Below are 24,609 nucleotides of genomic sequence, written 5' to 3' on the forward strand. Positions count from 1 at the left end.
GGTGGTAGAGGTAATAAACATGAGTGCATTTGATGTAAGAAAAGTTATACGTCCAATTGTATTGCTGGTTGCAGTTGTGATTGCCGTTTACACCATCGTGCATTTATGGAATTACTACAATGCAGCACCGTGGACACGCGATGGACGTGTACGTGGTGATGTGATTCAGGTTGCTTCTGATGTAAATGGTTTGGTGACTGAAGTCTTGGTACAAGACAACCAGACGGTAAAAAAAGGGCAGGTTCTGTTCAAGATTGATGTGGCACGTCAGGCTTTGGATGTTGAACAAGCCAAATCAGATCTTGCCAAAGCCAAAGCAGGTTTAGCACAAGCACATGCAAATTTAGCAGGTTCGAAAGCGAGTTTAGTGAAAACTGAGGCCAATATGAAACTGGCTGAGAAAAATGCAGCACGTTATGCCAGCTTGATGGATGGTGCGATTTCTAAACAAGAGCAAGATCAGGTTTTTGCGACTCGTGATCAAGCTGTTGCTGAGCGTGAGCAGCTCACTGCCAGTATTGAGCAAGCCAATGCAGCCATTCAACAGCAGCAAGCATTAATCGAAGTGGCAACCAGCAGCCTACATTTGGCTGAGTTGAATCTTAATCGTTCTGAAGTAGTTGCACCTGCGGATGGCACCTTGTCGAACTTTGACTTACGGGTGGGTAATTATGTGAAGGTAGGACAGGCGGTTGCTGCTTTATTAGACCGTCATCAGCTCTATGTCGTCGGTTATTTTGAAGAGACCAAGCTGAACCGTATCCATGTCGGTGATGCTGCAACCGTACAGTTAATGGGTGATAAGCAAAGAATTCGCGGTCATGTGCAAGGTATTGCTAGCGGGATTGAAGATCGTGAGCGTTCTGGTAGTTCAAACTTATTGGCCAATGTGAATCCAACCTTTAGTTGGGTACGTTTGGCACAGCGCGTACCAGTGAAAATTGTATTGGATGAGCAGCCGAAAAATCCATTGGCCTTTGTTTCTGGGCGGACGGCAACAGTGAGAATTATCGAGAAGTAATTCAATTAAGGTTAAAAATCTTATCTTATTCGTGAAACGTGCTTTGAGTTTTACATAATCGCCTAGTGGTATGTATAGCACTAGGCGATTGAATCTTATGGGGATATTTTTAAGGTGTAATTCCAGCTGGGTCGCGATACCAGCTCTGAATCAATAGCGCCGCTGCAAAGCTATCAGCAGATAAACGTTTTGCCTGACCTTTACTTTGATAAAATTCGAGTTCTTCTCTGGCCTCCCGTGTGGTTAGGCGCTCATCCACCATCCAAGTTTCAATATTGGTTTGGTGGCGTAAACGGCGGGCGAATTTTCGCGCCCGAGCAGACAGTTCAGATTCACTATCATCCATATTCAGTGGTAAGCCCACGATAAATAAATTGGGTTGCCATTCTTTGACAATCTTTAATAATTTATCCCAGTCTGGAATACCATCTTTCATTGGAAATAATGGTAGGGGATTGCTACTTTCAATACTGGATTGACCCATCGCCATCCCCATTTTTTGGGTACCAAAGTCAAAAGCCATGATGGATTGGGGTGTTTGCATATCAGGCATGGCCAATCTCAGAAGCAAACCACGTGCGGTCTACCCCAATTTTCTTGTAAGCAGCATCCCAGCGATCGTGATAAGGCAGATTAAAAATCAAATCCATATCCGACTCACAGATCAGCCAATCTCCCCGGATCATTTCTTCTTCGAGCTGATTCTTACTCCAGCTGGCGTAACCCAAGGCAATTTGATAACGTCCAACACCTTCGTTATGTGCAATCGCATCCAGAATATCTTTACTGGTGGTGATACAGACATTTTCACCAATCGCAATGGATGAATGCCATGTCGGTTGACCAGTATGAAGCACAAAGCCAGCTTCAGGGCGCAAAGGACCACCTTGCAATACCGCATGAGGATGTACGTTATCTGCATCAATCTCTAAATCATTGAGTAATTCTTTGATTTGTAAGTCTGAAGGTCGGTTGATAATGATGCCTTGAGCGCCGTCTTCGTCATGGCGAGCAATATAGATGACTGTATTGGCAAAAAAGTCATCTGCCATGTCTGGTGGAGCGATGAGACAACGGTGAGTTAAATATTGTTTCGTCACCTAGGCGATTCTCCATCAATGTATTGTGTTGATTTATCTATATAGGTTCTTTTTATCAACATACAAGAGTTAATCGGATTTCGCCAATCTTTTTCTGAAATTTTATCGCTTTAATTAGGCCGTTTGGAACTTAAGCTGACGCAGTTGGCGTGCATGTTGTAAGGTGGTTTCGCTAATTTCGACCCCGCCAGACATGCGGGCCAATTCGAGGATACGCTGTTCCTCTCCCAACTCGATGATGGTACTGCTGGCTGGGTCTGTCTGTTGTTTTTTCACCAATAAATGTTGATCTGACTGTGCTGCAACTTGTGCCTGATGTGTGATACATAATAATTGGACATGTTGTGCCAGATCAGCCAGTAAGCGGCCCACCACTTCTGCTGTGCCACCACTGATTCCCACATCAATTTCATCAAAGACCAACACTTCTGCATCGGTTTTTTCTGCATTCATCACTTGCATTACCAGTGCAATACGAGATAACTCACCACCTGATGCAACGCGTGCCAATGGTTGCGGTGGAATCCCTTTATTTGCAGTAAAGAGAAGCTGAATAAAGCTTAGACCTTCTGCATTGGGTTCTTGTGGTTCAAATTTAAACTCAAAATGTGCTTCAGGGAGTGCCAATGGTTTAACTTGTTCAGTCAGTTGTTTCGCCAATGGAATTGCGGCTGCACGACGAATATCATCCAGATGTTGCGCAGCTTGAATAAATGCCTGATATGAAACTTCAACTTGTTCGGCCAGCGTTTCTGGATCTTCAAGTTGGTGCAGTTGCTCTAATTCTTGCTGCCAAGTTTCATATTCTTGTTTCAGTAATTCCGGTTGAGTGCGGTGTTTACGTGCTAGACGATGGAAGACTTCGAGGGTGGCATTCAAGTGTTCCATGCGTTCAGGGTCAAAGCTTTGACGATCAATAAACTGACGTAAACTTGCGGTTGCATCGTCTATTTCGCTTTGTGCATTTAATAAAGAGTTATAAATATTGGCTAACTGTTCGCTACGACCTGCATGAGATTCTAAGCGACGAATGATTGAGGCAACTTCTTGGGTGATATTTTGTTCCGCTTCATCCAAGACATTGAGGCTATAACTACAGTCCTGCATGATATGTTCATGATGGCTGAGACGATCAAATTCTTGTTCTGTTTCGCGATAATCGGTTTGAACAACCTCTTCAAGCTCTTCTATTTGGGACTCTAGGCTTTGTATTTTTTGAATACGTGTCGCTTGTGCATCTAAAGCGGCTTGATGTTGCCGAATATTTCGTTGCCATGTGCTATACGCTTCACGGACTGCTTGCGAAGGTTCGGCAAAATTATGATAACGATCGAGCCAATGTTTTGGATAGGGTGGTTCGAGTAATTGTTGCTGGCTATGTTGGCTATAGAGTTGAACCAGTAAACGCCCAATTTCTTTGAGTTCTGCCAAGCTGCTTGGGCGACCGTTAATCCATGCTTTGCTGCGACCTGTGGCAAAAATCACACGTCTTAAATGGATCTCACCTGAATCATCATCCAATTCATGTTCGGTGAGCCAATGTGCTTCCGCACTTTGGGGCTGATAACTAAACACAGCGGTAACATCGGCTTTGTCTGCACCATAACGCACATAATTGGTATCAGTGCGTTCACCTAAGCATGCTGAAAGTGCATCTAACAGTAATGATTTGCCCGCACCAGTTTCACCAGTCAGCACATTGAAGCCTTGTTCAATGTCTAAAGCCAGATGGTCGGCGAGTGCAAAATTAATTAAAGTTAAATGGGTGAGCATAAACGCATCCAATGCACGGAATCTTTTGCTTAAAGATAGAGAAGTTTTAAAGTGACGACAAGAGCGGAATACAGGATTTTCCTGATTTACTGAGGAATTGCTGATTGTTTGTAAGTTTAAGAGAACGTTTCACTTTGTATTTCTGAGTCATGGGTAAAAAAGCGGTAGGCCTTATGCTTAGCTTTATTAATCCTTACCACTCGCAGCATATGAGTCATATATGGCGCTCTTGCGCCCGAACCTTGTGAAGCGATGCTTCTTATGCTTTGTTAATCCTCTTCACTCGCAGCATAGCTGCTCGCCTTGCGCCCAGACAAAGCGTTGCTTTGTTTTTTCTCGCCACTCACAGCATAGCTGTTCGACTTGCGCTCGGACAAAGCTTCGCTTTGTTAATCCTCGCTCAGGTATGAAAATTGCTATGTTTAGCCTAGAAAATGGATTGATTAGTTGTCACGGCACAATTAAACTACGTCCAGCATAATCTAATATAAATGCGGCATTATTTGGAGAGTACGCATGAGTTCAGTGCAATTTGATCATGTAACGGTCATTAAGAAATCGAATGTGTATTTTGGTGGGGCGTGTATTAGCCATACTGTACAATTTGAAGATGGTACAAAAAAGACTTTAGGTGTTATTTTACCTACTGAACAAGCGTTAACGTTCGAAACACATGTGCCAGAGCGTATGGAAATTATTTCTGGTGAATGTCGTGTCAAAATCGCAGATAGCACTGAAAGTGAATTATTCCGCGCAGGTCAGTCTTTTTATGTACCTGGAAATAGCATGTTTCACATTGAAGCAGATGAAGTACTCGATTATGTTTGCCATTTAGAAGGTTAACCTATTCCTTCTTAAATCGAGTACACTACGCTCAAAGAAAATCCTGTAAAGTTCCTTTGCAGGATTTTTATTTTTTTAAAATTCCCTAATATCCTCTTGATAAAAGAGGAGCTTCTAAACGAGGTCGTTCATGGCAAAACCCGAATATTATTATGGCGTTCATTCAGTTGAGTCATTGTTGGAGTTGGAGCCTGAACGCGTTTTGACTTTATTTACATTGAAAGGTCGTGATGATCAGCGTTTGCAAAAAATTTTGCAGTTGGCAGAGCCTTTTGGTATCAGTGTACAAAAAGCCAGTCGTGATAGCTTGGAAAAGCTTGCAGGGCTACCATTTCATCAAGGTGTGGTGGCTGCTGTGCGTCCACATCCAACCTTAAATGAAAAAGATTTGGATGAAATCATGCAACAGTCGCCAGATGCATTGTTGTTAGCACTTGACCAAGTGACTGATCCGCATAATCTGGGCGCATGTATTCGTACTGCGGCTGCGATGGGTGTTCAGGCGGTGATTGTTCCCCGTGATCGTTCAGCCAGTTTAACCCCGACAGCACGTAAAGTTGCAGCAGGCGGCGCTGAAAAAGTGAAATTTATTCAAGTCACTAACCTCGCTCGAACCCTAGCGCATTTAAAAGACACCACTCATACCCGTGTGATCGGGACGATGCTGGATGAGAAAGCATTGCCGATACAACAATGTGATTTCAAAGGTCCTGTCGTGATTGTGATGGGTGCAGAAGATACGGGACTTCGTCCAATTACTCAGTCACAATGTGATCATACCGTTTATATTCCAATGTCTGGTGATCTACAAAGTCTGAATGTCAGTGTGGCAACAGGTATGGCACTTTATGAGGCGTGTCGTCAGCGTAGTGCTGTATAATTTAGCCAAATGTTGGCAATGTAAACTCAGATGACCATCCGTACGCAAGGCTATTTCTTTGTCTTTATTACCATGTGTATTTGGGGCGGATTTACCATTTTTTCCCGTCTCAATGCACATTGGCATGTCAGTGTCTGGGATCTGGTGGCAATGCGCTTTGCGATTGCTTCTTTGATTCTGCTCCCAGTCTTAATCTATAAAAAAGATTTCGCATTTTTGTGGGATTCACGTCCAATCATTTTGGCACTGATCGGTGGCTTGGTTTATTGTCTCACCGTCTATAACGCTTTTTCACATGCGCCAGCAGCGCATGCCGCTATCTTTCTCAATGGTTGTATTCCCTTGTGTACCGCTGTGGCTGCTTATGTATTATTTAGACAGCCTTTTGATAAACACACTTGGTTCAGTTTAATAATTATGATGGCAGCTTTGATGCTGATGAGTTATCTCATGCTGCATGATCAAGCTTCGGCATTAGGCGTAGGAGATTTACTACTTTTTATCAGTGCAGTGTGGTGGGGGATTTTTACAGTATTGCTGAAACAATGGAAATTATCAGCTTGGCATGCAACCGCTGGCGTGGTGATTTGGTCGGCGATTATTTATTTACCGATTTATATTTTATTTATTCCTAAGCATTTTCAAGATGCAGCTCCTGTACATTTATTGATTCAAGGGCTGTTTCATGGTGTCTTGGTGGTGATCGTGGCAACGTTGACTTATGTAGCTGCGATTGAGCGTTTGGGTGCATTTAAGACCGGTAGCATTGTCACATTGGCACCATTTATTGCTGCTGCTGTGGCAGTTCCTTTATTGAATGAGCCGCTGAATGCCGCGATTGTGTGTGGCTTGATCGGGATGGGAATTGGTGCTTTGCAGCCATGGCGATGGCTGCGTAAAGATACTTTAGCGACTCAACTCGCTAAACAGAAACAAGGCTAAAAAGTGTGTTCTGCTCGTTGTAAATAACTGAAGTGCAAAGGTTTGAGCTGTTGATGGAGATGTTCTAACAGCCCATCATTGATCACGATATCATTTGCCAACTGCTGTTTTTGGCTGCGTGGCATTTGTGCGGCAATAATTTTTCGAATTTGTTCCTCATTCTGTCCATCACGTTGGCTGGCACGTTGTAGTTGTGTTTGTTCATCAGCATCGACCAGTAGGGTGTGCTGAACCAGCTCATGCTGATTGGTTTCAAATAAGAGTGGTGAAACTAAAATCACATATGGGCTTTCAGCTTGTTGTAATTGCTGAATAATCGACTGACGAATGGCCGGATGGGTAATGTTTTCTAAGTTTTGGCGTGCTTCTGGAAATTGGAAGATATGTTCACGGAGTGCACGCCGATCGAGACTACCATCTTCCAATAAGACCCAGTCACCAAATGCTTGTTGAATCGCTTGCAAAGCGGGCTGACCTGGTTCAACCACTTCTCGGGCTACTACATCTGCATCGACCACGGCAATACCTTGGGATTCAAACCATTGTGTAGCAGCCGATTTTCCACTACCAATACCACCTGTAATGCCCAAGATAAAACGCATATTAACCACCTAGATAAACTTTCATAATCTGATCACCCCATAAAAATGCAATCCAACCTGCAATCGCAATATAAGGACCAAATGCAAAAGGTTGATTTTCACCGCGCACTTTTATCAAGATAATACCAATAATTGCGCCAAGCATTGAAGAGAGTAACACAATTAAAGGCAGCAGCATTGGCCCCATCCAAGCGCCTAAGGCTGCGAGGAGTTTGAAGTCACCATAGCCCATACCTTCCTTGCCTGTAATCAGTTTAAAAATATAATAAACAATCCAAAGGCATAGGAAACCAATTAAATAACCCCAAATTGCGGCACTGGCTGTCGTGTAAATTGCATAGCTATTTATTCCCAAACCCAAAGCAGCTAAGGGTAGGGTAAAACGATCAGGCAGCAGTTGAGTGTCAAAATCAATAAACGTTAAGGCAATCAGTACCCAAGTTAAGATTAGACCAAACAGCATTTGGATGGTTGCACCGAAGACTGCAACTACAACCAAAGAACAGATCATCGTGAGTAATTCAATCAGTGGATAACGGATACTGATCGGATTCTGGCACGTCCCACATTTACCACGAAGAGCTAACCAACTAATCACTGGGATATTTTGATACCAACGAATAGGCGAGTCACATTTCGGACAGGTTGAGGCTGGTTGGCTTAAAGTCAGTTTACTTTGATCAATGGTGGGTTGTTCTGGGTGTAACAGCATTTGACATTCTTGCTGCCACTCCTGCTCCATCATGCGGGGAGTACGAAAAATGACAACATTTAAAAAACTGCCGATGCATAAACTAAAAAGCCCAACCACGAGATAAAGAGCGGTTGGGTTTTCAATAAAATAAGAAAAAAATTGTTGCATAAGGATTAGACCACAGAACCCATTTGGAAGATTGGTAAATACATGGCGATGACCAGACCACCGACCAACACCCCAAGAATTGCCATGATTAAAGGTTCCATCATTGAGGTTAAGCCATCGACGGCATTGTCGACTTCATTTTCATAATGTGTCGCAACTTTGTCGAGCATACTGTCTAGGGCACCAGACTCTTCGCCAATTGCGACCATTTGAATCGCCATCGACGGAAAACGGTTAGAAACACGCATCGCAAATTGTAATTGTTGGCCTGTTGCCACATCTTCACGAATTTTCATGACGGCTTCTTCATAAATGACGTTATTGGTTGCACCAGCAGTAGATTCAAGTGCATCAATCAGCGGAACCCCTGCTGCAAATGTCGTCGCAAGCGTACGACTATAACGTGCAATAATGGCTTTATAGACTAAATCTCCGAAAATAGGAGCTTTGAGTGCCATTTTATCCAGTAGATCTCTGAATTTTTTACTGCGTTTTTTGGCTTCAAGAAAAGACGCAATAATGGCTCCAATCACAATAATCAGAATAAACCAGTATTCCTGCATCCATTTTGACATTTCTACCACCATTTTGGTAAAGGCGGGGAGATCTGCACCAAAAGAGCTAAATAAATCTTGGAATACGGGGACTACTTTGACCATCAAAATAATCGTCACAATCACAGCAACCACAACGACTGTGATTGGATATTTCATGGCTTTTTTAATTTTTTGTTTCAGTAATTCACTTTTCTCTTTATAAATCGCGACGCGATCTAACATGGTTTCAAGCGCACCAGACTGTTCACCGGATTCAACCAAAGAGCAAAATAGGTTGTCAAAATATTGAGGATATTTTTTGAGTGCGCCAGCAAAGGTATTACCCCCTTCAACTTCGCCTTTAATACCTAGAACCACTTCACGCATGGATGGATTTTCTAATCCCTCCGCGACAATTTCAAAGCCTTGTACCAATGGGACACCCGCTTTCATCATCGTAGCCAATTGGCGGGTGAAGATAGTGATATCTAGTGTGGTGACTTTTTTCTTCATCAAGCCTTCGAGAATATTTTTACGTTTTTCTCGAATATTTTTGATGGTTACCCCTTGTTTACGCAGCGTGACTTTAGCCAAAGCCATATTCCGTGCCGGTAATTCCCCTTTAATTTTTGCCCCTTTCCGGTCGACCCCTTCATAAGCAAAAGTTGGCATCATTTGCGCTTTTTTAGCTGCCATGATTATTAATCCTTTTTATTGATTTTATTCACTTGTTACTCGGTTGACTTCCTGCAAAGAGGTAATTCCCTGCATGACTTTTTTCAAACCTGAACGACGTAGATTATTAAATCCTGCTTGTTCTGATGCTGCTGCAATTTGTAAGGCATTGCCATCTTCCATAATCAGTCTGGAAATTTCTGGCGTGACCTTCATGACTTCGTAAATCCCCACACGACCTTTATAGCCTTCACGGCATTCAGCGCAACCGACAGGTTGAAAAATTTTGAATTCAGGGTCATTTAAATCTTGTTCAGTAAAGCCGAGTTCCAACAAGCTTTGTTTAGGGATCTCAATCTCTTCTTTACATTGACCACAGAGGCGACGCGCCAAGCGTTGCGCGATTACCAGATTGACGGAGGTTGCAATGTTGAAAGAAGGCACCCCCATGTTGCGTAAACGGGTTAGGGTCTCTGGCGCGCTGTTGGTATGCAGAGTTGACATCACCATATGACCCGTTTGTGCGGCTTTAATGGCAATTTCAGCCGTTTCCAGATCACGAATCTCCCCGACCATGATCACGTCTGGATCTTGACGTAAAAATGCTTTCAGCGCTGCAGAGAAGGTAAGTCCTGTTTTCGGATTGACGTTAACCTGATTAATTCCTTCCAAGTTAATTTCAACTGGATCTTCGGCGGTCGAAATATTGGTGTCTTCGGTATTCAGGATATTTAAACCCGTATACAAAGACACTGTTTTACCAGAGCCCGTTGGACCTGTAATTAGTAACATGCCTTGTGGTTTATCCAGTGCATCCATAAATAAGGCTTTTTGCTCATCTTCATAACCGAGTGCTTCAATACCCAGCATAGCACTGGATGGGTCCAGAATACGGAGTACCAACTTTTCTCCAAACAATGTGGGTAGTGAGTTAACACGGAAATCGATAGCTTTGGTCTTGGACAGTTTAAGTTTAATACGTCCATCTTGCGGCATTCGTTTTTCAGAAATGTCCATTTGTGACATGACTTTTAAACGTGAGGCGAGTCGGGTTGCCATTTGTAATGGTGGGTTGGCGATTTGACGGAGTACACCATCAACACGATAGCGGACACGATACATTTTTTCATAGGGTTCGAAATGTAAATCGGATGCGCCCATACGAATCGCATCAATCAATAGTTTATTGATGTATTTGACAATTGGAGACTCATCACCTTGTGGCGTGTCATCTTCTTCTTTGCTTGGATCTTGACTTACATCAATGTCGAGATCAAAGTCTTCACTTTCACCAAAATCGAAACTGCCAGAATCGCCAAACTGTTGTTCAATCAGTTTTTCGAGTTTTGTGTGCTCAACAATGATGGGCTCAATATTGAGTTTGGTATTAAAGCGAATGGCATCTAATGCTTCAATATTGGTTGGATTGCTGGTCGCGACATATAAAATTTGCCCACGTTGTAGTAACGGTGCAACTTTATGTTTCTGAATGAGTTTGTTGTCTGCCAGATCGCGAGGTAGCAAAGCTGTATCGTATACAGCCAGATCGAAAAGTGGTTCACCGAATTCGGCTGCAATCGTTTCAGCAATGGTTAGGGGAGATAAACGATGCTGTTCAATCAGATGTGCAACGATGTCTTGTTGTGCTTTTTTAGCCGCGTCAATTGCGGTTTGCATGGTTGTGGTGGACATGTGTCCATCTTCAACTAACCGTCGAATAAACCCCGAAAACTTTGGAGACGTATGTAATCCTGACATCTGTCCGCCTTATGACAATAAATGTTTATAATATGTATTCTAAAAATTATACTTTTGTTATGCAAAAATACTACTACAGAAAGTGTTGTTTTTGCCTTGATTCATAGTGAAAACTTTGAACTGATCGAGTTTTTTGCAAATTAATTTTCTTTCATTGAATTAAATCTTATCCATAATCAAATCAATTCAATTGTGGCAAGCTTTAAATTTTACACTGAAACACCATAATATTATGACGGTAGAATAGCAGCTTTTACTGATCTTCATGATTTTTAGTCATTTATACAGCAGTAAAAGAAAAAACTGAATTTTATAAAAATCCGTGTAAAATATGCAGCATTTTTGAGAAATTAACAGTGGGTGGGCGAAGTATGTCGAACTCGAGCATTACTCCTTGGGTTGTTGGCAATTGGAAAATGAATCCAATGCATGCGAATGCTTTCCAATTAGTAGAAGAATTTAAACAGTTATTACAACAGGAAGATATTGCAGCTGAGCAATGTCATATTGGTGTTGCGCCAATCGCAATTGCGTTAAGCGGCATTCAGACACAGTTTAAAGATGCAGCGAGAACGATTTGTACGGTTGCGCAAGATGTTTCTCGTGTCGCAGGTACAGGTGCCTATACCGGTGAAGTGAGCGCCGAACTGTTAAAAGACAGTGGTATTGAATTTGTTTTAATTGGGCATTCTGAACGTCGTGAATTATTTGGCGATGATGTCGAAATTTTAAAAGCTAAATTACGAAATGCATTAACTGCTGGTTTGACTGTCATTTATTGCGTGGGCGAAAGCTTAGAGCAACGTGAACAGGGTGCAGCAGAACAAGTGGTATTACAACAAATCTGTGATATGGCCGCTGTAGTAAAAACTGAACAATGGCAAAATATTGTGATAGCGTATGAGCCTATTTGGGCAATCGGAACAGGGAAGACGGCTTCTCCTGCGGATGCTCAAGCCATGCATGCAAAAATTCGTGAAGGTCTAAAGCAAATCACGGCATTTGGTGCTGAGATGGCGATTCTTTATGGCGGCAGTGTAAAAGCTGAAAATGCAGTTGAATTGGCAGCATGTCCAGATATTAATGGTGCTTTGGTAGGTGGTGCGTCTTTAAATGCACAATCGTTTTACCAAATCGCAAAAGCATTTGCACAAAGCAAATAACGAGGAATTGAAATGTATAGTTTTATACTCGTTGTACATATCATTTTAGCAATTTTAATTATTGCTTTGGTTCTGGTACAACAAGGTAAAGGTGCGGAAGCAGGAGCATCATTTGGTGGTGGCGGTGCTGCTACTGTTTTTGGTGCCTCAGGTGCAGGTAACTTTTTAACTCGTTTAACTGCGATTTTTACCGCATTGTTTTTTGTCACAAGTTTAACGCTTGCTGTATTTGCTAAAAAACAGACGACAGATGCATATAGTTTAAAAACTGTTCAAACGTCGACATCTGCCCCAGCGACATCGCCTGAAACTTCACCAACTGCACCAAAAACAACTGAATAAGTTGAATTAGCACTTTCCTTTTTGCGTTTAAGGGAATAGAATGCGTCCCACAATACTGCGGTGGTGGTGGAATTGGTAGACACGCTACCTTGAGGTGGTAGTGCTTTCGGGCGTGGGGGTTCAAGTCCCCCCTTCCGCACCAAGCTTAATAACCAGTAAGTTTGGTGTGTGCAGTGTTTGTATTGTTGCGGGATGGAGCAGTCTGGTAGCTCGTCGGGCTCATAACCCGAAGGTCGTTGGTTCAAATCCAGCTCCCGCTACCATTTGATTAAGGTGCAACTTAATCAAGCAAATATGAAAAAACTTAAATTGACTTTTTTTCATATTTGTATATAATTTTTGCACGTTGATGCGGGATGGAGCAGTCTGGTAGCTCGTCGGGCTCATAACCCGAAGGTCGTTGGTTCAAATCCAGCTCCCGCTACCAAGTTTCTAAAAAGAGGCTCACAATAAGGTGGGCCTTTTTGCACAGTGGGCATTGCTTTTCTGTGTAACATAGGGGCGATTTACGCCCTTTTTTATTGGTTGTTTAGCTATATCGTGTAGTTGTTCGACATCAATTGGTCAAATAGTCGTGCTTCACTATACGGTTAAGATTGATTGGCTCGTATGAGAGCGACGAGAGTAAATGAAATTATCAAATAAATCTCAAGCATTGCATGATCTAATTGCACCAGCTGTAGCTGCGTGTGGTGTAGATTTGTGGGGAATTGAATTCCTACCACAAGGTAAACGTTCTTTATTACGCATTTATATTGATAAAGCGGTCGATGAGAATGTTGAACCTGTCTTAACAGAAGATGGTGAAGTTGAACTCGGGCGTGGTATTGGCGTTCAAGATTGTGTTCTCGTAACACAACAAGTGGGTGCAATGCTTGATGTTCATGATCCAATTTCGGGTGAATATGCTTTAGAAGTTTCTTCACCAGGTTGGGATCGTCCATTTTTCCAATTGAACCAACTGCCTGCCTATATCGGGCAACAAGTGGCTTTACGATTAATTGCTGCTGTCGAGAACCGTCGTAAATTCCAAGCCAAATTACTTTCTGTAGACTTAGAAAATGAAATGATTCAAGTTGAAGTTGAAGGTGATCATGTGCTTGAAATTGATAGTAATAATATTGATAAAGCAAATTTAATCTATCAAGACTAATATTAACTTAATTTTATAAGAAATCGGTAGGTGACTTATGGGCCGCGAAATTCTTACCGTTGCAGAAACGGTTAGTAATGAAAAAGGTGTTAGTCGTGAAGCGATCTTCCAAGCGTTAGAGCAAGCACTTGTTGCGGCAACGAAGAAAAAGTTTTACGAAGGCACACGTTCAGAAGAAGCTCAACTTCGTGTTGAGATTGATCGTAAAACGGGTGATTACCGTACTTTCCGTCAATGGACTGTGGTTGCGGATGAAGATCATGAAATGCCAGCATGCCAAGATGCGATTTCTGATTTAGACCCTGCTCAGTGGTCAATCGGTGACGTGCGTGAGTTGGAAGTTGAATCAATTGAATTTGGTCGTATTGCAGCACAAATTGCAAAACAAGTAATCGTACAAAAGATTCGTGAAGCAGAACGCGCACTGGTTGCGGATGCCTATGAGTCTAAAGTGGGTGAGTTGATCTACGGTGAAGTGAAAAAGCAAACTAAAGATGGCTTTATCATTGATCTTGGTGACAACGCTGAAGCTTATTTAGCGCGTGAAGAAACCATCCACAAAGAAATTTTACGTCCTAAACAACGTATCAATGCGATTTTGTATAACGTGAATCGTGAAGGCCGTGGCGCACAATTATTATTGTCTCGTGCACGTCCTGAAATGCTGATTGCATTGATGAAAAAAGAAATTCCAGAAATTTCTGAAGAAATTATCGAAATTAAAGCGGCTGCTCGTCAACCAGGTGTTCGTGCTAAAATTGCAGTGAAAACCAATGATCATCGTATCGACCCAGTAGGTGCATGTATTGGTATGCGTGGTACACGTATCCAAGCAGTGCAACAAGAGTTGAACGGTGAACGTATTGATGTGGTGGTGTGGTCTGATGACCCAGCACAATATATTGCAAGTGCATTAGAGCCAGCTGATGTATCAGGTATTGTTTTAGATGAAGATGCACGTAGTGCAGATATTATCTTTGCAACCAATGATCAGTTAGCGCGTGCAATTGGTTCGCAAGGACAAAATGTTCGTTTAGCATCGGAATTGACGGGTTATAAACTCGACATGATGTTAGAAGAAGAGTATCGTGCTCGTCAGCAAAATGAAGCACAACAATATTTAGATATGTTTGTTACACGTCTGGATATTGAAGAAGACTTGGCAATGGCATTGGTAGAAATGGGCTTTACTTCACTCGAAGAGATTGCTTATGTACCAGCTGAAACATTCGACGAAATCGAGCTTGAAGCAGATTTAGTTGAACTGTTACAAAGTCGTGCGAAAGAAGCTGCTTTGACGGATGCATTGAAACAGCAAGAAAATATTCAAGAGCCAAGTGCAGAACTTCTCGGTATGGAAGGTATGACGACTGAGATTGCGTATGCATTGGCGGCGCGTGGTGTGGTTACTGTTGATGATTTGGCGGACCAAGCAACTGATGATATCTCTGATATCGAAGGTTTAGGTCATGACAAAGCGGGTCAGTTAATCATGAAAGCACGTGAATCATGGTTTAACTAGGAGATAATAGATGACGGACAAGTCGATTCAAGAGTTAGCGCTCAGCGTAGAACGTCCTGTAGAGAAACTCCTAGAGCAGGTTCGCGAAGCAGGTCTACCACAGCGTAAAGCAGATGACATTATTACCACTGAACAGCAAGATACTTTGGTCAATCACTTGAAAAAAGTACATGGTCAGGAAAGTGGTAACACAGGAAAAATTGCGTTGAAACGTAAAACAACGAGTACTGCTAAAGTTACAAGTACTTCAGGTAAAGCGAAAAGCATTAATGTTGAAGTTCGTAAGAAACAAGTTTTTGCTAAACCAAATCCAGAATTACTTGCAGCTGAAGCAAAAGCGCGTGTAGAAGCAGATGCAAAAGTACGTGCCGAGCAAAAAGTACGTAATGATGCTGAGCAAACTGCACGTCATACGGCTGAACAAAAAGCCAATGCAACTTTAGAAGCCATGCGTGCAGCGCATACTTCTGATAATGCGGCTCAAGCTCCAGCAAAAACAGCTGTTGTGGTGAAAAAGCGTAATAGCGACAAGGTGATTAAAGCCCCTGTTATTCGCCCGACAGAAACACCAGAGCAAAAAAGAGCACGTGAAGAGCAAACTGCTCAGTTGAAAGCAACTGAAGAAGCAGTACGTCGTAAAGCAGCTGAAGAAGCGCAGCAACGTACACTTGAGCAAATGCGTCAGATGGCATCAAAATATTCAAATGATGATGCAACTGCAACGATTCGTGTGATTGATGATTCACCGTTGGCTGCTGGTCTTGTTGGTCAAGCGTATGAAGATTCCTTTAATAAGGAAGACCGTGAAATCAAACGTGGTGGTGCAACTGCAAATCCACGTGCTGGTAAGAAAGGCGGTCGTGGTGGTGATGCTCAATCTGAACAAAGTTTTAGCAAGAGCCATCACAAGCGTGGTTTGAAAACCAGCCAAGCCAATAAACATGGTTTTGAAAAACCAGTTAAAAAGCAAATTTATGATGTTGAGATCGGTGAGAAAATCATTGTTGCTGATCTAGCACAAAAAATGGCGGTTAAAGTTCGTGAAGTGATCAAGACCCTCATGAAAATGGGTGAACTTGTAACTCAGAACCAAGCCATTGATCAAGATACTGCTGTACTTGTGGTTGAAGAATTGGGCCACAATCCAGTTTTAGTTTCTGATACGCAAGCAGAAGATAACTTATTGGTTGCTGCTGAAGAAGCTCGTGGTGAGCAAACAACTCGTCCGCCAGTTGTAACGATCATGGGTCACGTTGACCATGGTAAAACGTCGTTACTAGATCGTATCCGTCGCTCTAAAGTGGCTGCGGGTGAAGCGGGTGGTATTACTCAGCATATTGGTGCTTATCACGTTGAAACTGAGAAAGGGATTATTACCTTCCTCGATACACCAGGACATGCTGCGTTTACATCAATGCGTGCACGTGGTGCAAAAGCGACTGATATCGTGGTCCTTGTTGTTGCTGCTGATGATGGTGTTATGCCACAAACAGCTGAAGCAATTGACCATGCACGTGCTGCAGGTACGCCGATTATTGTTGCCATCAACAAGATGGATAAAGAATCAGCTGATGTAGACCGTGTATTAAACGAATTGACCACCAAAGGTATCGTACCTGAAGAGTGGGGCGGTGATGTGCCAATTGCAAAAGTATCAGCACACTCTGGTGCAGGTATCGATGGTTTACTTGATTTAATCTTGATCCAAGCTGAATTGATGGAGCTTAAAGCTTCAGCTGAAGGTGCGGCACAAGGTGTTGTAATCGAAGCACGTGTCGACAAAGGTCGCGGTGCAGTAACGTCGATTCTGGTACAAAACGGTACATTGAACATTGGTGACTTGGTACTTGCAGGTTCATCTTATGGTCGTGTTCGCGCGATGGTTGATGAAAATGGTCAACGTATTACTTCTGCAGGTCCTTCGATTCCAGTTGAAATTTTAGGTTTACCTGATGCGCCAATGGCGGGTGATGAAGTTCTTGTGGTGAATGATGAGAAGAAAGCACGTGAAGTTGCTGATGCTCGTTCTGACCGTGAACGTCATAAACGTCTAGAGCGTGCGAGTGCAATGCGTCTTGAAAACATCATGGCATCTATGGGTAAAAAAGATATTCCTTATGTGAATGTCGTACTCAAAACTGATGTACGTGGTACTTTGGAAGCGTTACATGTTGCGCTTGATGAGCTTTCTACTGATGAAGTTAAAGTCCGTGTAATCGGTTCTGGTGTTGGTGCAATCACTGAGTCAGATGTCACTTTAGCTGAGTCTTCAGAAGCAGTATTATTAGGTTTCAACGTACGTGCGGATAACACTGCTCGTCAAAAATCTGATCAAGATGGTATCGATATTCGTTACTACAGCGTCATTTATCACTTGATTGATGATGTTAAAGCTGCAATGAGCGGTAAGCTTGCGCCAGAACATCGTGAGACGATCTTGGGTGTGGCTGAAGTACGTGAAGTATTCCACTCAAGTAAATTTGGTGCAGCAGCGGGCTGTATGGTACTTGAAGGTGTATTGCATCGTAACAAGCCAATTCGCGTATTACGTGATGATGTGGTTGTGTTCCAAGGCGAGCTTGAATCTCTTCGTCGCTATAAAGAAGTGGTTGAAGAAGTTCGTGCTGGTATGGAATGTGGTCTTGCAGTTAAGGGTTATAAAGACATCAAAGCACAAGATAAGATCGAAGTGTATGATGTTCAATTGATTAAACGGAGTCTTTAATGGCGGGTAGCCAACGCTTAAAGCGCATGGCGGACTCAGTACAACGCGAGTTGTCTGAGCTTATCCGTCAGGAGCTTAAAGATCCACGTCTGGGTGGTCTTGTGACCATCTCAGCCGTGAAAGTCAGTGCAGATATGGGATATGCTGAAGTATATGTCACTGTAATGGGTCGTGAGCTGGGTGATGATCAAAGTGAAGCAGCAAATAAAGAAACTTTAGATGTCTTGAATAAAGCGTCTGGTTTCTTGCGTCATGAATTGAGTCGTCGTATCAAGACACGTATTACGCCAAGATTGCGTTTCCATTACGATAAGACCAATGCCTATGGTAACTATATGTTTGGTCTGATTGCGGAAGCGGTTAAGGATTTGCCTGAACAAGAGCAAGATGAACAAAAGTAAATTGATATAAAAAAGCCACCTTCGGGTGGCTTTTTTTATGGCTTGATGGGATTAATCTTTTTTCAATGGATGGCGACGATAACGTTGCCAAGGCAATGGGCGATTTAAAGCTTCTGGTACATCACCACTGGTTGAGCGTAAGCGTAAGTGGATGGCTGCTTGTGCCATCAAATTTGCCGATACTGGCGCAGTGATAAATGCAAACAGAGTAATTAAAAGCTCAGCAAAACCAAAACGACCATGCATTGCAGCAAAAATCATGGCTGCGATCAGAAAGCTACCAAGGCCTAAAGTACTGGATTTGGTCGGTGCATGTAAACGCATAAATAAGTCGGGTAGGCGAATCATGCCGATCGAACCGATCAGCATAAAGAACGCACCAAACACCACAAAAAATGAAACGACAATCTCAAGAATTAGTTGCATGGCATTGCTCCTTAGTCAATTACATGACCCGTAGTGAAGTAACGAGCAAGCGCGGCAGTAGAAACAAAGCCGAGCATTGCAACCAATAGCGCACCTTCGAATAGATTAGTGCTGACCCAATAAATGCCTAAAACCACGATCAGACAGGTCGCATTTAGAAATAAAGTATCGAGTGCCAAGAGTCGATCAATCACTGAAGGGCCCGCAATCAAGCGAATCAAGCACAGAAACATAGAGATGGTAATGGCAATTAAACCGATACCCAATGCATAAGGCAAAATGGTCATTTATTTGCTCCTTCTGTAATCTTGACATTAAAGATTTCGATTAAAGGCATTTCATAGCGTTTTTTAATGTCTTGAATATCCAGTTCGGTATTATCTGAACTGAGTGCATGCACCAGAATATCTCCACGTTCCTGATCGATTCCGGCTGAAACCGTGCCAGGTGTGGTGGTGATAATCATCGCCAGCAAAGTATTCACTTGTTCATGTTCAGTTTCCAATGGAACGCGATACCATTTAGGGTGTAATTGATCCATTGGACCAAGCACCATTTTGGCAACACGGAAGTTGGAAATGACAATATCCCACAGTACTACAAAGACCAGTTTAATCGCAGGAAGCCAATGAATATGCGGTGTTCTGGCAATAAATGGACTGACCAAACGTGCGATCACAACAGCTAGAATCAACGCCATTAAAATATCGGTCAGATCCAGACTATGCGCCAGCATCAACCAACTCAAGAAAATCAGCACCGACACAAATGGATGTGGGAACCAACGCTCAAGCAAAGATAGTTTTTGCATCAGTGATCCTCCATTGGCTTTAACTGTGTGCTATTCGGAATGGTTGGTGCTTCGAGGACTTGCTCCGCAATTTGACGCTGCTTATATTCAGAAATATGTTCGCCTTGTAGGGTTGGCTTAGAAATAATATCTGGAATCAGCAAGGCGTTCGGATCTTCAACTTCACCACCATACTTGGTTTCAGGTAAGTAGCTTGGATCATAAGGCTGTACGCTGATCGGGCGACCTTGTGCATCATGTTTCAGAATGGTCTGGTTATAAAGCGCGTGATTCTGAATTTGCTGTGCTGTTGCAAGCGTATAGTTCTGAATCGGCGCTGCACAAACTACATAAAGCATTAATGCACCAAGTAAAATATAGATCGCAGTATCATTACGCTTCGGCGCAAGCTCAGGGAGGGCTTGATATTCAGCATAAGCCGCTTCCTTCTGGTCTTCTTCAGGTGGTGTTGCACGCCAGAACAAAATAAAGCCAACGCGTGTCATCGCAATAATGCTGAGCAAGCTTACAATCAGAATCACTGCGATGATCCAGCCTTGATATGGTGTCTCAGCAGTGGCTTGCAAGATGAAGACTTTACCTAGAAAGCCGCTGAATGGAGGTAAACCTGCCATCATTAAGGCGATGGTAAAGTAAGTAAAAGCAGCCGCTTTTTCCTGTTTGATTCGTGGTGCAACTTTTAAATGATCTTTAAAAGCACCACGTTGCGAGGTCATCCAGCCACAGAATAAATAGAAAGCTGCTGCGATCAAGGTACTGTGAACTAAATAATACAGTGCTGCGGCCCATGCCTGTGTATTGAACATGGCAATTGAAATCAGCAGTGTACCAATCGATGACAGCACCATGAAGCCAACAAAACGGCGTAAGCGTTCAGCGCCAATTGCACCAATCACACCATAAAGGGAAGTCACCAAGCCAATGATCAATAAGCAGTTCTTGAAAATGCTTTGTGCCATGGCATCATCAAACACAGTGCCATTGACACGTAAAATGGCATAAATACCCACTTTGGTCATAATGGTAAAAATCGCAGCAACCGGTGTGCTTGCAACCGCATAGGTTTTCGGCAACCAGAAGCCAACAGGCAACATCGCAGCTTTAATACCAAACACCACAAACAGCAATAGTCCACCTGCAACGGCAAGCTTGTGCTGATCACCATCTAAGCTTGATACCAGACGGCCGACATCAGCCATGTTCAAGCTGCCGACACTGCCATAAATCATGCCTAGACCAATCAGGAATAGGGCAGAGGCCAGCAAGTTAATGGTGACGTAATGCACCCCAAGTTGAAAACGTGGACGACCTTGACCGTGCAGTAACAGCACATAAGAAGCCATCAGCAGGATTTCGAAGAAGACGAATAAGTTGAATAAGTCGCCTGTCAGGAATGCACCTGTGATTCCCATGAGCAGGAAATGCACCATGGTATGGAAATAGCGCCCACGGGTATCCCAGTTCTCACTGGCATACCAAATCACGGGTACTGCAAGAATATAGGTTAGGACCAACATAAAGGCAGATAGGCGATCAAGGACTAAGACAATCCCGAATGGCGCCGACCATTCACTGAGCTGATAAACTGTAATTTGGCCTGTGCTGGCAATACTCAGATAGCTGATTGCCGTGATTAAGCCCAAAACTGCCGAAGCAATACTAATCCCGCGACGCCAAGGTTGACGCCAATCTTGCTTTAAAGAACCTGAACCTGGATTGCCCAATAACACCAGAATAAAACTGGTGAATGCTGGAATTAAGATACTGATAATTGGAGCGTGAGCGTGCCAGAAACTGTAAAAATCAAACATTATGGCTCATCCTCACGTGGGTCATAAGTCAAGGTGGGTTCTTCTTTCGAGTCGACATGGTCTGTACCAGATTCATAACGACTGCGTAGGGCAAGTTGCACGATAAAGGCGGTGGTGGCAAAGCCAATTACAATCGCCGTTAATACCAGTGCTTGAGGGAGTGGGTCGGTCACTTTGGTGGCCTGAGTCAACACCGCGGGTGCATTGATTTGCAGACGGCCCATGGCAAACAGGAATAAGTTCACGGCATAGCCAATCATGGCCAAACCAAGGACCACTGGAAATGTTCTAGCACGCAGAATCAAATAAATACCTGTTGCAGTGAGTAAGCCAATCCCTGACGCGAGTAAAAATTCAATACTAATCATTTTGATTATCTCCACCTGGGATCGGACCAGCCATACTAGAGTGACGAGAGTCTCCGAGTACGGAGATCAACAACATGGCAGCCCCTACAACGGTAATGTAGACCCCTGTATCAAATGCGACTGCAGAGGCAAGATGCATTTTTCCAAGCAATGGGGCTTCTACATAAATATGTGCACTGGTGAGGAAAGGGCGAGCCCACAACCACGCGATAATACCGGTGAGACCTGCAATGGTTAAACCCGCACCAATCCATAACTCATAAAGACGACCTGATTTGGCTTTGATCATCTGTTCGGTTTGATCTTGACCCAATACGATGTACTGAATAATCAGTGCCATTGAGGTAATCAAACCTGCAATAAAGCCACCGCCCGGAAGATTATGCCCACGCATAAAGATGTAGACGCTGACCACCAAGGCCAGTGGCAAGATCCATGACGCCGTGATACGGAACATCAATGGTGAAGGGTTAAAACGATAGGTTAAGCCTTGGGTCATGGTGGTCCCGTGTGCACGCATACCATCCATCAGACAAAGTGCACCAATCGCAGCAATGCCGAGTACGGTAATTTCACCGAAGGTATCGAAACCACGGAAGTCAACCAAGATTACATTGACCACATTTGAACCACCGCCCAGCGGAATCGCCTGTTGTAAAAAGAACCATGAGATTGAATTGTGATCGCGAGTTAACAGCAACCAGGTAATCCAACCAATACCTAAACCACCTGCGATGGCAAGGCTGGCATCTCGCCAACGGCGTGAACGGCTTGATTCGTAAGGGGTGAGTTGTGGTAGTAAAGACAAACTCATCAGTAATAAAACAGTGGTCACCACATCAACTGTAATCTGTGTCAATGCCAAGTCAGGTGCTGAGAGGGTCACAAAAACCATCGTGACCACCAAACCGACTGCACCACTGATCAGGACGGCTTTGATACGTTCATGATGGAACCACAGCATCATCCAGCAACCTGAGAACAGGGTAAGCCAGAGTACAATCGCCACCCAAGGTGCATGGGTCAGTTCACGTGTGCCAGTGGTTAAGCCTTGGTTGAACAGTGGTAAGCCGACCATGATGATGCTAAACAACACAATCCAGAGGATATAGCTTTGCAAAGAACCATTTTCGGTCTTTTGCTTAATCTTGCGGCTGATCAGTAATAAATTTTTCAAGAATAGATCAAACAGAATCTTGCCTTGGAATTTTCCAAGATAAGGATCTAAGTCGATTTTACGAATGCGCCCATCTTTTGCCAATACAAAATAGAAAATCGATCCGCCAATCAGTGCAATCAAACTCATGATGAGAGGGGCGTTAATGCCATGCCAAATCGCAAGATGAACGCCTTCAAATTCAGGCTGTGCCAAACTTGCACGAGTGACGCTGTTGACCATTGTCCCTGCAAATAGGGCAGGGAGGATACCGACCAAAATACAGAGTGTTGCCAAAATAATGGCAGGTAAGCGCATGCCTAAATGTGGTTCGTGTGCATCTTTATTCGGTACGTGTTTGCCAATCGGGCCATCAAAAAACACACCATGAACGAGACGAATTGAATAACTGACTGCGAAAATACCAGCAAACGTTGCGACGATAGCTGAAATCACCATCACTGGACCAGATAAGTTGGCCAATAACTCAGTAAAGAACATTTCTTTCGAGATAAAGCCATTGGTCAGTGGTACACCCGCCATTGAGGCAGCGGTGATCATGGTGAGAGTGCCTGTAAATGGAAGCAGTTGCCAGATGCCACTGAGCTTGCGTAAATCGCGTGTGCCCGTTTCATGGTCAATAATCCCTGCAATCATGAACAATGCCGCTTTAAAGGTGGCATGGTTGATGATGTGGAAAATTGCGGCAGCAACCGCCAATGGCGAGCCAATACCGAGTAAACATACGATTAAGCCTAAATGACTAATGGTTGAATAGGCCAAAAGTCCTTTCAGGTCTTCTTTGAAAATGGCAAAACCTGCGGCCATACACAAGGTGAATAGACCGACAAAAGTCACGATATTGTGATACAGCGCAGCACCAATAAAAATAGGAGCTAAACGCGCTAATAAGAAAATCCCTGCTTTGACCATGGTTGCAGAATGTAGATAGGCTGACACAGGAGTCGGCGCTGCCATCGCATTCGGTAACCAAAAATGGAAGGGGAACTGAGCACTTTTGGTGAATGCACCTAACAGGATCAGCAATAATGCAGGAACAAATAGCGCATGTTGCTGAATGGTATCCTTCATCAACACCAACTCATCAATCTGATAAGTGCCAGTGATTTGTCCAATCAGTACAAAGCCACCCAGCATGGCCAAACCGCCCATGCCTGTGATGGTGAGGGCCATACGGGCGCCACGTTGCGCTGCCTCGTATTGACTCCAATAACCAACAAGCAGGAACGAGGAGATACTGGTCAGCTCCCAGAACACCAATAAGATGATTAGGTTATTTGAGAGTGAAATCCCCAGCATGGCTGCCATAAACAGCATCAACAGCTGGTAGAGTTTACTCAGAGAATTTTTAGGACTGAGATAGTAATAGGCATAAATATAAATCAGGGTGCCGATACCGCTAATCAGCAGACCAAACAATAAACCTAATGCATCTAGGCGAAAACTCAGATTAATTCCAAGCTGTGGAAGCCAGTCCCAGCTTTGTTGCAGGGTATTGCCCTGAAGAACCGTTTCTGCCTGAGTTAAAAGTAAAATAAAACAACTAAGGCTGATGCCAATCGCCCCAAGTGCCGTCACGCCACGCGAAATACGCTGTAATTGTGAGACAAGGGTGGTGCCGAGTATGAGCGGTAATAAGATAATAATCGGTAGCACACTGGTATCCATGTCGATGATTTAGGTCGAAGACCTAAGGGGTGAATTTTCTTTCAAGACTT

Annotated in this window: 23 protein-coding genes and 3 tRNA genes; 13 read left to right on the top strand and 13 right to left on the bottom strand. The window is 43.4% G+C overall.

Going from position 1 to position 24,609, the window contains the following annotated elements; all coding sequences use genetic code 11:
- Positions 1–19: 19 nt before the first annotated feature.
- Positions 20–1,021 (top strand): HlyD family secretion protein, encoded by a 1,002-nt coding sequence (locus F885_RS13220; protein WP_005200512.1) that lies wholly within the window; start codon positions 20–22, stop codon positions 1,019–1,021.
- A 109-nt stretch (positions 1,022–1,130) separates the two neighbouring features.
- Here F885_RS13220 and ruvX read toward each other — a convergent pair whose 3' ends face one another.
- The 3 genes from ruvX to recN all read right to left on the bottom strand — a co-directional run bounded on the left by ruvX (position 1,131) and on the right by recN (position 3,894).
- Positions 1,131–1,574 carry a Holliday junction resolvase RuvX gene (gene ruvX, locus F885_RS13215; RefSeq protein ID WP_005314927.1) on the bottom strand — a complete coding sequence of 148 codons (444 nt, stop codon included), beginning with the start codon at positions 1,572–1,574 and terminating at the stop codon, positions 1,131–1,133.
- Complete coding sequence (locus F885_RS13210) at positions 1,567–2,121, bottom strand: YqgE/AlgH family protein (protein WP_004802298.1); 555 nt, start codon at positions 2,119–2,121, stop codon at positions 1,567–1,569. Before F885_RS13210 ends, ruvX begins: the two co-directional genes overlap by 8 nt.
- A gap of 114 nt (positions 2,122–2,235) precedes the next feature.
- Positions 2,236–3,894, bottom strand: coding sequence for a DNA repair protein RecN (gene recN, locus F885_RS13205; RefSeq protein ID WP_005314931.1), 1,659 nt, complete (start codon positions 3,892–3,894; stop codon positions 2,236–2,238).
- Positions 3,895–4,410: 516 nt separating this feature from the next.
- Here recN and ppnP point away from each other — a divergent pair.
- The 3 genes from ppnP (at position 4,411) to F885_RS13190 (ending at position 6,559) form a co-directional block, all read left to right on the top strand.
- Complete coding sequence (gene ppnP, locus F885_RS13200; protein WP_004802302.1) at positions 4,411–4,737, top strand: pyrimidine/purine nucleoside phosphorylase; 327 nt, start codon at positions 4,411–4,413, stop codon at positions 4,735–4,737.
- 130 nt (positions 4,738–4,867) lie between these two features.
- Positions 4,868–5,617 carry a 23S rRNA (guanosine(2251)-2'-O)-methyltransferase RlmB gene (gene rlmB / locus F885_RS13195; protein ID WP_004802304.1) on the top strand — a complete coding sequence of 250 codons (750 nt, stop codon included), beginning with the start codon at positions 4,868–4,870 and terminating at the stop codon, positions 5,615–5,617.
- Positions 5,618–5,647: 30 nt separating this feature from the next.
- The gene (locus tag F885_RS13190) at positions 5,648–6,559 is read left to right on the top strand and encodes a DMT family transporter (RefSeq protein ID WP_005314935.1); all 912 of its coding nucleotides are present in this window, start codon (positions 5,648–5,650) and stop codon (positions 6,557–6,559) included.
- Here the strand turns inward: F885_RS13190 and coaE are convergent.
- The 4 genes from coaE to pilB are packed head-to-tail and all read right to left on the bottom strand — an operon-like array spanning position 6,556 to position 10,992.
- The gene (gene coaE, locus F885_RS13185; RefSeq protein WP_005314937.1) at positions 6,556–7,161 is read right to left on the bottom strand and encodes a dephospho-CoA kinase; all 606 of its coding nucleotides are present in this window, start codon (positions 7,159–7,161) and stop codon (positions 6,556–6,558) included. The two genes, F885_RS13190 and coaE, sit on opposite strands and share 4 nt — an antisense overlap.
- A gap of 1 nt (position 7,162) precedes the next feature.
- Positions 7,163–8,023: a prepilin peptidase gene (locus tag F885_RS13180; RefSeq protein WP_005314940.1), complete on the bottom strand. Its 861-nt coding sequence runs from the start codon at positions 8,021–8,023 to the stop codon at positions 7,163–7,165.
- A gap of 5 nt (positions 8,024–8,028) precedes the next feature.
- Positions 8,029–9,255: a type II secretion system F family protein gene (locus tag F885_RS13175; protein ID WP_005314943.1), complete on the bottom strand. Its 1,227-nt coding sequence runs from the start codon at positions 9,253–9,255 to the stop codon at positions 8,029–8,031.
- 24 nt (positions 9,256–9,279) lie between these two features.
- A complete protein-coding gene (gene pilB, locus F885_RS13170) occupies positions 9,280–10,992 on the bottom strand; it encodes a type IV-A pilus assembly ATPase PilB (protein ID WP_005314945.1) in 1,713 nt (570 codons plus the stop codon).
- Positions 10,993–11,363: 371 nt separating this feature from the next.
- On the opposite strand from pilB, the gene tpiA reads away from it, so the two are divergent.
- From tpiA to F885_RS13125, 9 genes are all read left to right on the top strand, one after another.
- Positions 11,364–12,155 carry a triose-phosphate isomerase gene (gene tpiA, locus F885_RS13165; protein ID WP_005314950.1) on the top strand — a complete coding sequence of 264 codons (792 nt, stop codon included), beginning with the start codon at positions 11,364–11,366 and terminating at the stop codon, positions 12,153–12,155.
- Positions 12,156–12,167: 12 nt separating this feature from the next.
- Entirely contained in the window at positions 12,168–12,497 is a 330-nt protein-coding gene (gene secG, locus F885_RS13160; RefSeq protein ID WP_004802318.1) for a preprotein translocase subunit SecG, read from the top strand.
- Positions 12,498–12,554: 57 nt separating this feature from the next.
- A tRNA-Leu gene (locus F885_RS13155) sits at positions 12,555–12,639 on the top strand.
- A gap of 44 nt (positions 12,640–12,683) precedes the next feature.
- Positions 12,684–12,760: transfer RNA gene (locus F885_RS13150), tRNA-Met, on the top strand.
- A gap of 87 nt (positions 12,761–12,847) precedes the next feature.
- Positions 12,848–12,924: transfer RNA gene (locus tag F885_RS13145), tRNA-Met, on the top strand.
- 201 nt (positions 12,925–13,125) lie between these two features.
- Entirely contained in the window at positions 13,126–13,650 is a 525-nt protein-coding gene (gene rimP / locus F885_RS13140) for a ribosome maturation factor RimP (RefSeq protein ID WP_005314955.1), read from the top strand.
- Positions 13,651–13,687: 37 nt separating this feature from the next.
- Positions 13,688–15,172 (top strand): transcription termination factor NusA, encoded by a 1,485-nt coding sequence (gene nusA / locus F885_RS13135; protein ID WP_004802322.1) that lies wholly within the window; start codon positions 13,688–13,690, stop codon positions 15,170–15,172.
- 10 nt (positions 15,173–15,182) lie between these two features.
- The gene (gene infB / locus F885_RS13130; RefSeq protein ID WP_004802324.1) at positions 15,183–17,897 is read left to right on the top strand and encodes a translation initiation factor IF-2; all 2,715 of its coding nucleotides are present in this window, start codon (positions 15,183–15,185) and stop codon (positions 17,895–17,897) included.
- A complete protein-coding gene (locus F885_RS13125) occupies positions 17,897–18,298 on the top strand; it encodes a ribosome-binding factor A (RefSeq protein WP_004774100.1) in 402 nt (133 codons plus the stop codon). Before infB ends, F885_RS13125 begins: the two co-directional genes overlap by 1 nt.
- A 51-nt stretch (positions 18,299–18,349) precedes the next feature.
- Here the strand turns inward: F885_RS13125 and F885_RS13120 are convergent, their stop codons facing one another.
- From F885_RS13120 to F885_RS13095, 6 genes are read right to left on the bottom strand one after another with little or no spacing between them, the layout of a single operon-like run.
- Positions 18,350–18,724 (bottom strand): Na+/H+ antiporter subunit G, encoded by a 375-nt coding sequence (locus tag F885_RS13120; protein ID WP_004802326.1) that lies wholly within the window; start codon positions 18,722–18,724, stop codon positions 18,350–18,352.
- 11 nt (positions 18,725–18,735) lie between these two features.
- A complete protein-coding gene (locus F885_RS13115; protein WP_004656203.1) occupies positions 18,736–19,011 on the bottom strand; it encodes a monovalent cation/H+ antiporter subunit F in 276 nt (91 codons plus the stop codon).
- Positions 19,008–19,535 (bottom strand): Na+/H+ antiporter subunit E, encoded by a 528-nt coding sequence (locus tag F885_RS13110; RefSeq protein ID WP_005314959.1) that lies wholly within the window; start codon positions 19,533–19,535, stop codon positions 19,008–19,010. The genes F885_RS13115 and F885_RS13110 overlap by 4 nt, the downstream gene beginning before the upstream one ends.
- Positions 19,535–21,346, bottom strand: coding sequence for a monovalent cation/H+ antiporter subunit D (locus F885_RS13105; RefSeq protein ID WP_005314962.1), 1,812 nt, complete (start codon positions 21,344–21,346; stop codon positions 19,535–19,537). The genes F885_RS13110 and F885_RS13105 overlap by 1 nt, the downstream gene beginning before the upstream one ends.
- Positions 21,346–21,714 carry a Na+/H+ antiporter subunit C gene (locus F885_RS13100; RefSeq protein ID WP_004656199.1) on the bottom strand — a complete coding sequence of 123 codons (369 nt, stop codon included), beginning with the start codon at positions 21,712–21,714 and terminating at the stop codon, positions 21,346–21,348. The genes F885_RS13105 and F885_RS13100 overlap by 1 nt, the downstream gene beginning before the upstream one ends.
- Positions 21,707–24,559, bottom strand: a complete 2,853-nt coding sequence (locus tag F885_RS13095; protein ID WP_005200479.1) for a monovalent cation/H+ antiporter subunit A — start codon at positions 24,557–24,559, stop codon at positions 21,707–21,709. Before F885_RS13095 ends, F885_RS13100 begins: the two co-directional genes overlap by 8 nt.
- Between the last annotated feature and the right edge of the window lie 50 nt (positions 24,560–24,609).

The sequence above is a fragment of the Acinetobacter higginsii genome, from assembly GCF_000369845.1.
In the GTDB taxonomy this organism is placed as follows: Bacteria; Pseudomonadota; Gammaproteobacteria; order Pseudomonadales; family Moraxellaceae; genus Acinetobacter; species Acinetobacter higginsii.

Excerpts from the sequence above, each read along its gene's own strand:
- F885_RS13175 (WP_005314943.1), bottom strand. The coding sequence starts at position 9,255 with ATGGCAGCTAAAAAAGCGCAAATGATGCCAACTTTTGCTTATGAAGGG.
- nusA (WP_004802322.1), top strand. The coding sequence starts at position 13,688 with ATGGGCCGCGAAATTCTTACCGTTGCAGAAACGGTTAGTAATGAAAAA.
- F885_RS13220 (WP_005200512.1), top strand. The coding sequence starts at position 20 with ATGAGTGCATTTGATGTAAGAAAAGTTATACGTCCAATTGTATTGCTG.
- recN (WP_005314931.1), bottom strand. The coding sequence starts at position 3,894 with ATGCTCACCCATTTAACTTTAATTAATTTTGCACTCGCCGACCATCTG.
- coaE (WP_005314937.1), bottom strand. The coding sequence starts at position 7,161 with ATGCGTTTTATCTTGGGCATTACAGGTGGTATTGGTAGTGGAAAATCG.
- F885_RS13115 (WP_004656203.1), bottom strand. The coding sequence starts at position 19,011 with ATGACCATTTTGCCTTATGCATTGGGTATCGGTTTAATTGCCATTACC.
- F885_RS13190 (WP_005314935.1), top strand. The coding sequence starts at position 5,648 with ATGACCATCCGTACGCAAGGCTATTTCTTTGTCTTTATTACCATGTGT.
- infB (WP_004802324.1), top strand. The coding sequence starts at position 15,183 with ATGACGGACAAGTCGATTCAAGAGTTAGCGCTCAGCGTAGAACGTCCT.
- secG (WP_004802318.1), top strand. The coding sequence starts at position 12,168 with ATGTATAGTTTTATACTCGTTGTACATATCATTTTAGCAATTTTAATT.
- F885_RS13105 (WP_005314962.1), bottom strand. The coding sequence starts at position 21,346 with ATGTTTGATTTTTACAGTTTCTGGCACGCTCACGCTCCAATTATCAGT.
- F885_RS13125 (WP_004774100.1), top strand. The coding sequence starts at position 17,897 with ATGGCGGGTAGCCAACGCTTAAAGCGCATGGCGGACTCAGTACAACGC.
- pilB (WP_005314945.1), bottom strand. The coding sequence starts at position 10,992 with ATGTCAGGATTACATACGTCTCCAAAGTTTTCGGGGTTTATTCGACGG.
- F885_RS13110 (WP_005314959.1), bottom strand. The coding sequence starts at position 19,535 with ATGCAAAAACTATCTTTGCTTGAGCGTTGGTTCCCACATCCATTTGTG.
- F885_RS13120 (WP_004802326.1), bottom strand. The coding sequence starts at position 18,724 with ATGCAACTAATTCTTGAGATTGTCGTTTCATTTTTTGTGGTGTTTGGT.
- rlmB (WP_004802304.1), top strand. The coding sequence starts at position 4,868 with ATGGCAAAACCCGAATATTATTATGGCGTTCATTCAGTTGAGTCATTG.
- F885_RS13100 (WP_004656199.1), bottom strand. The coding sequence starts at position 21,714 with ATGATTAGTATTGAATTTTTACTCGCGTCAGGGATTGGCTTACTCACT.
- tpiA (WP_005314950.1), top strand. The coding sequence starts at position 11,364 with ATGTCGAACTCGAGCATTACTCCTTGGGTTGTTGGCAATTGGAAAATG.
- ruvX (WP_005314927.1), bottom strand. The coding sequence starts at position 1,574 with ATGCCTGATATGCAAACACCCCAATCCATCATGGCTTTTGACTTTGGT.
- F885_RS13180 (WP_005314940.1), bottom strand. The coding sequence starts at position 8,023 with ATGCAACAATTTTTTTCTTATTTTATTGAAAACCCAACCGCTCTTTAT.
- ppnP (WP_004802302.1), top strand. The coding sequence starts at position 4,411 with ATGAGTTCAGTGCAATTTGATCATGTAACGGTCATTAAGAAATCGAAT.
- rimP (WP_005314955.1), top strand. The coding sequence starts at position 13,126 with ATGAAATTATCAAATAAATCTCAAGCATTGCATGATCTAATTGCACCA.
- F885_RS13095 (WP_005200479.1), bottom strand. The coding sequence starts at position 24,559 with ATGGATACCAGTGTGCTACCGATTATTATCTTATTACCGCTCATACTC.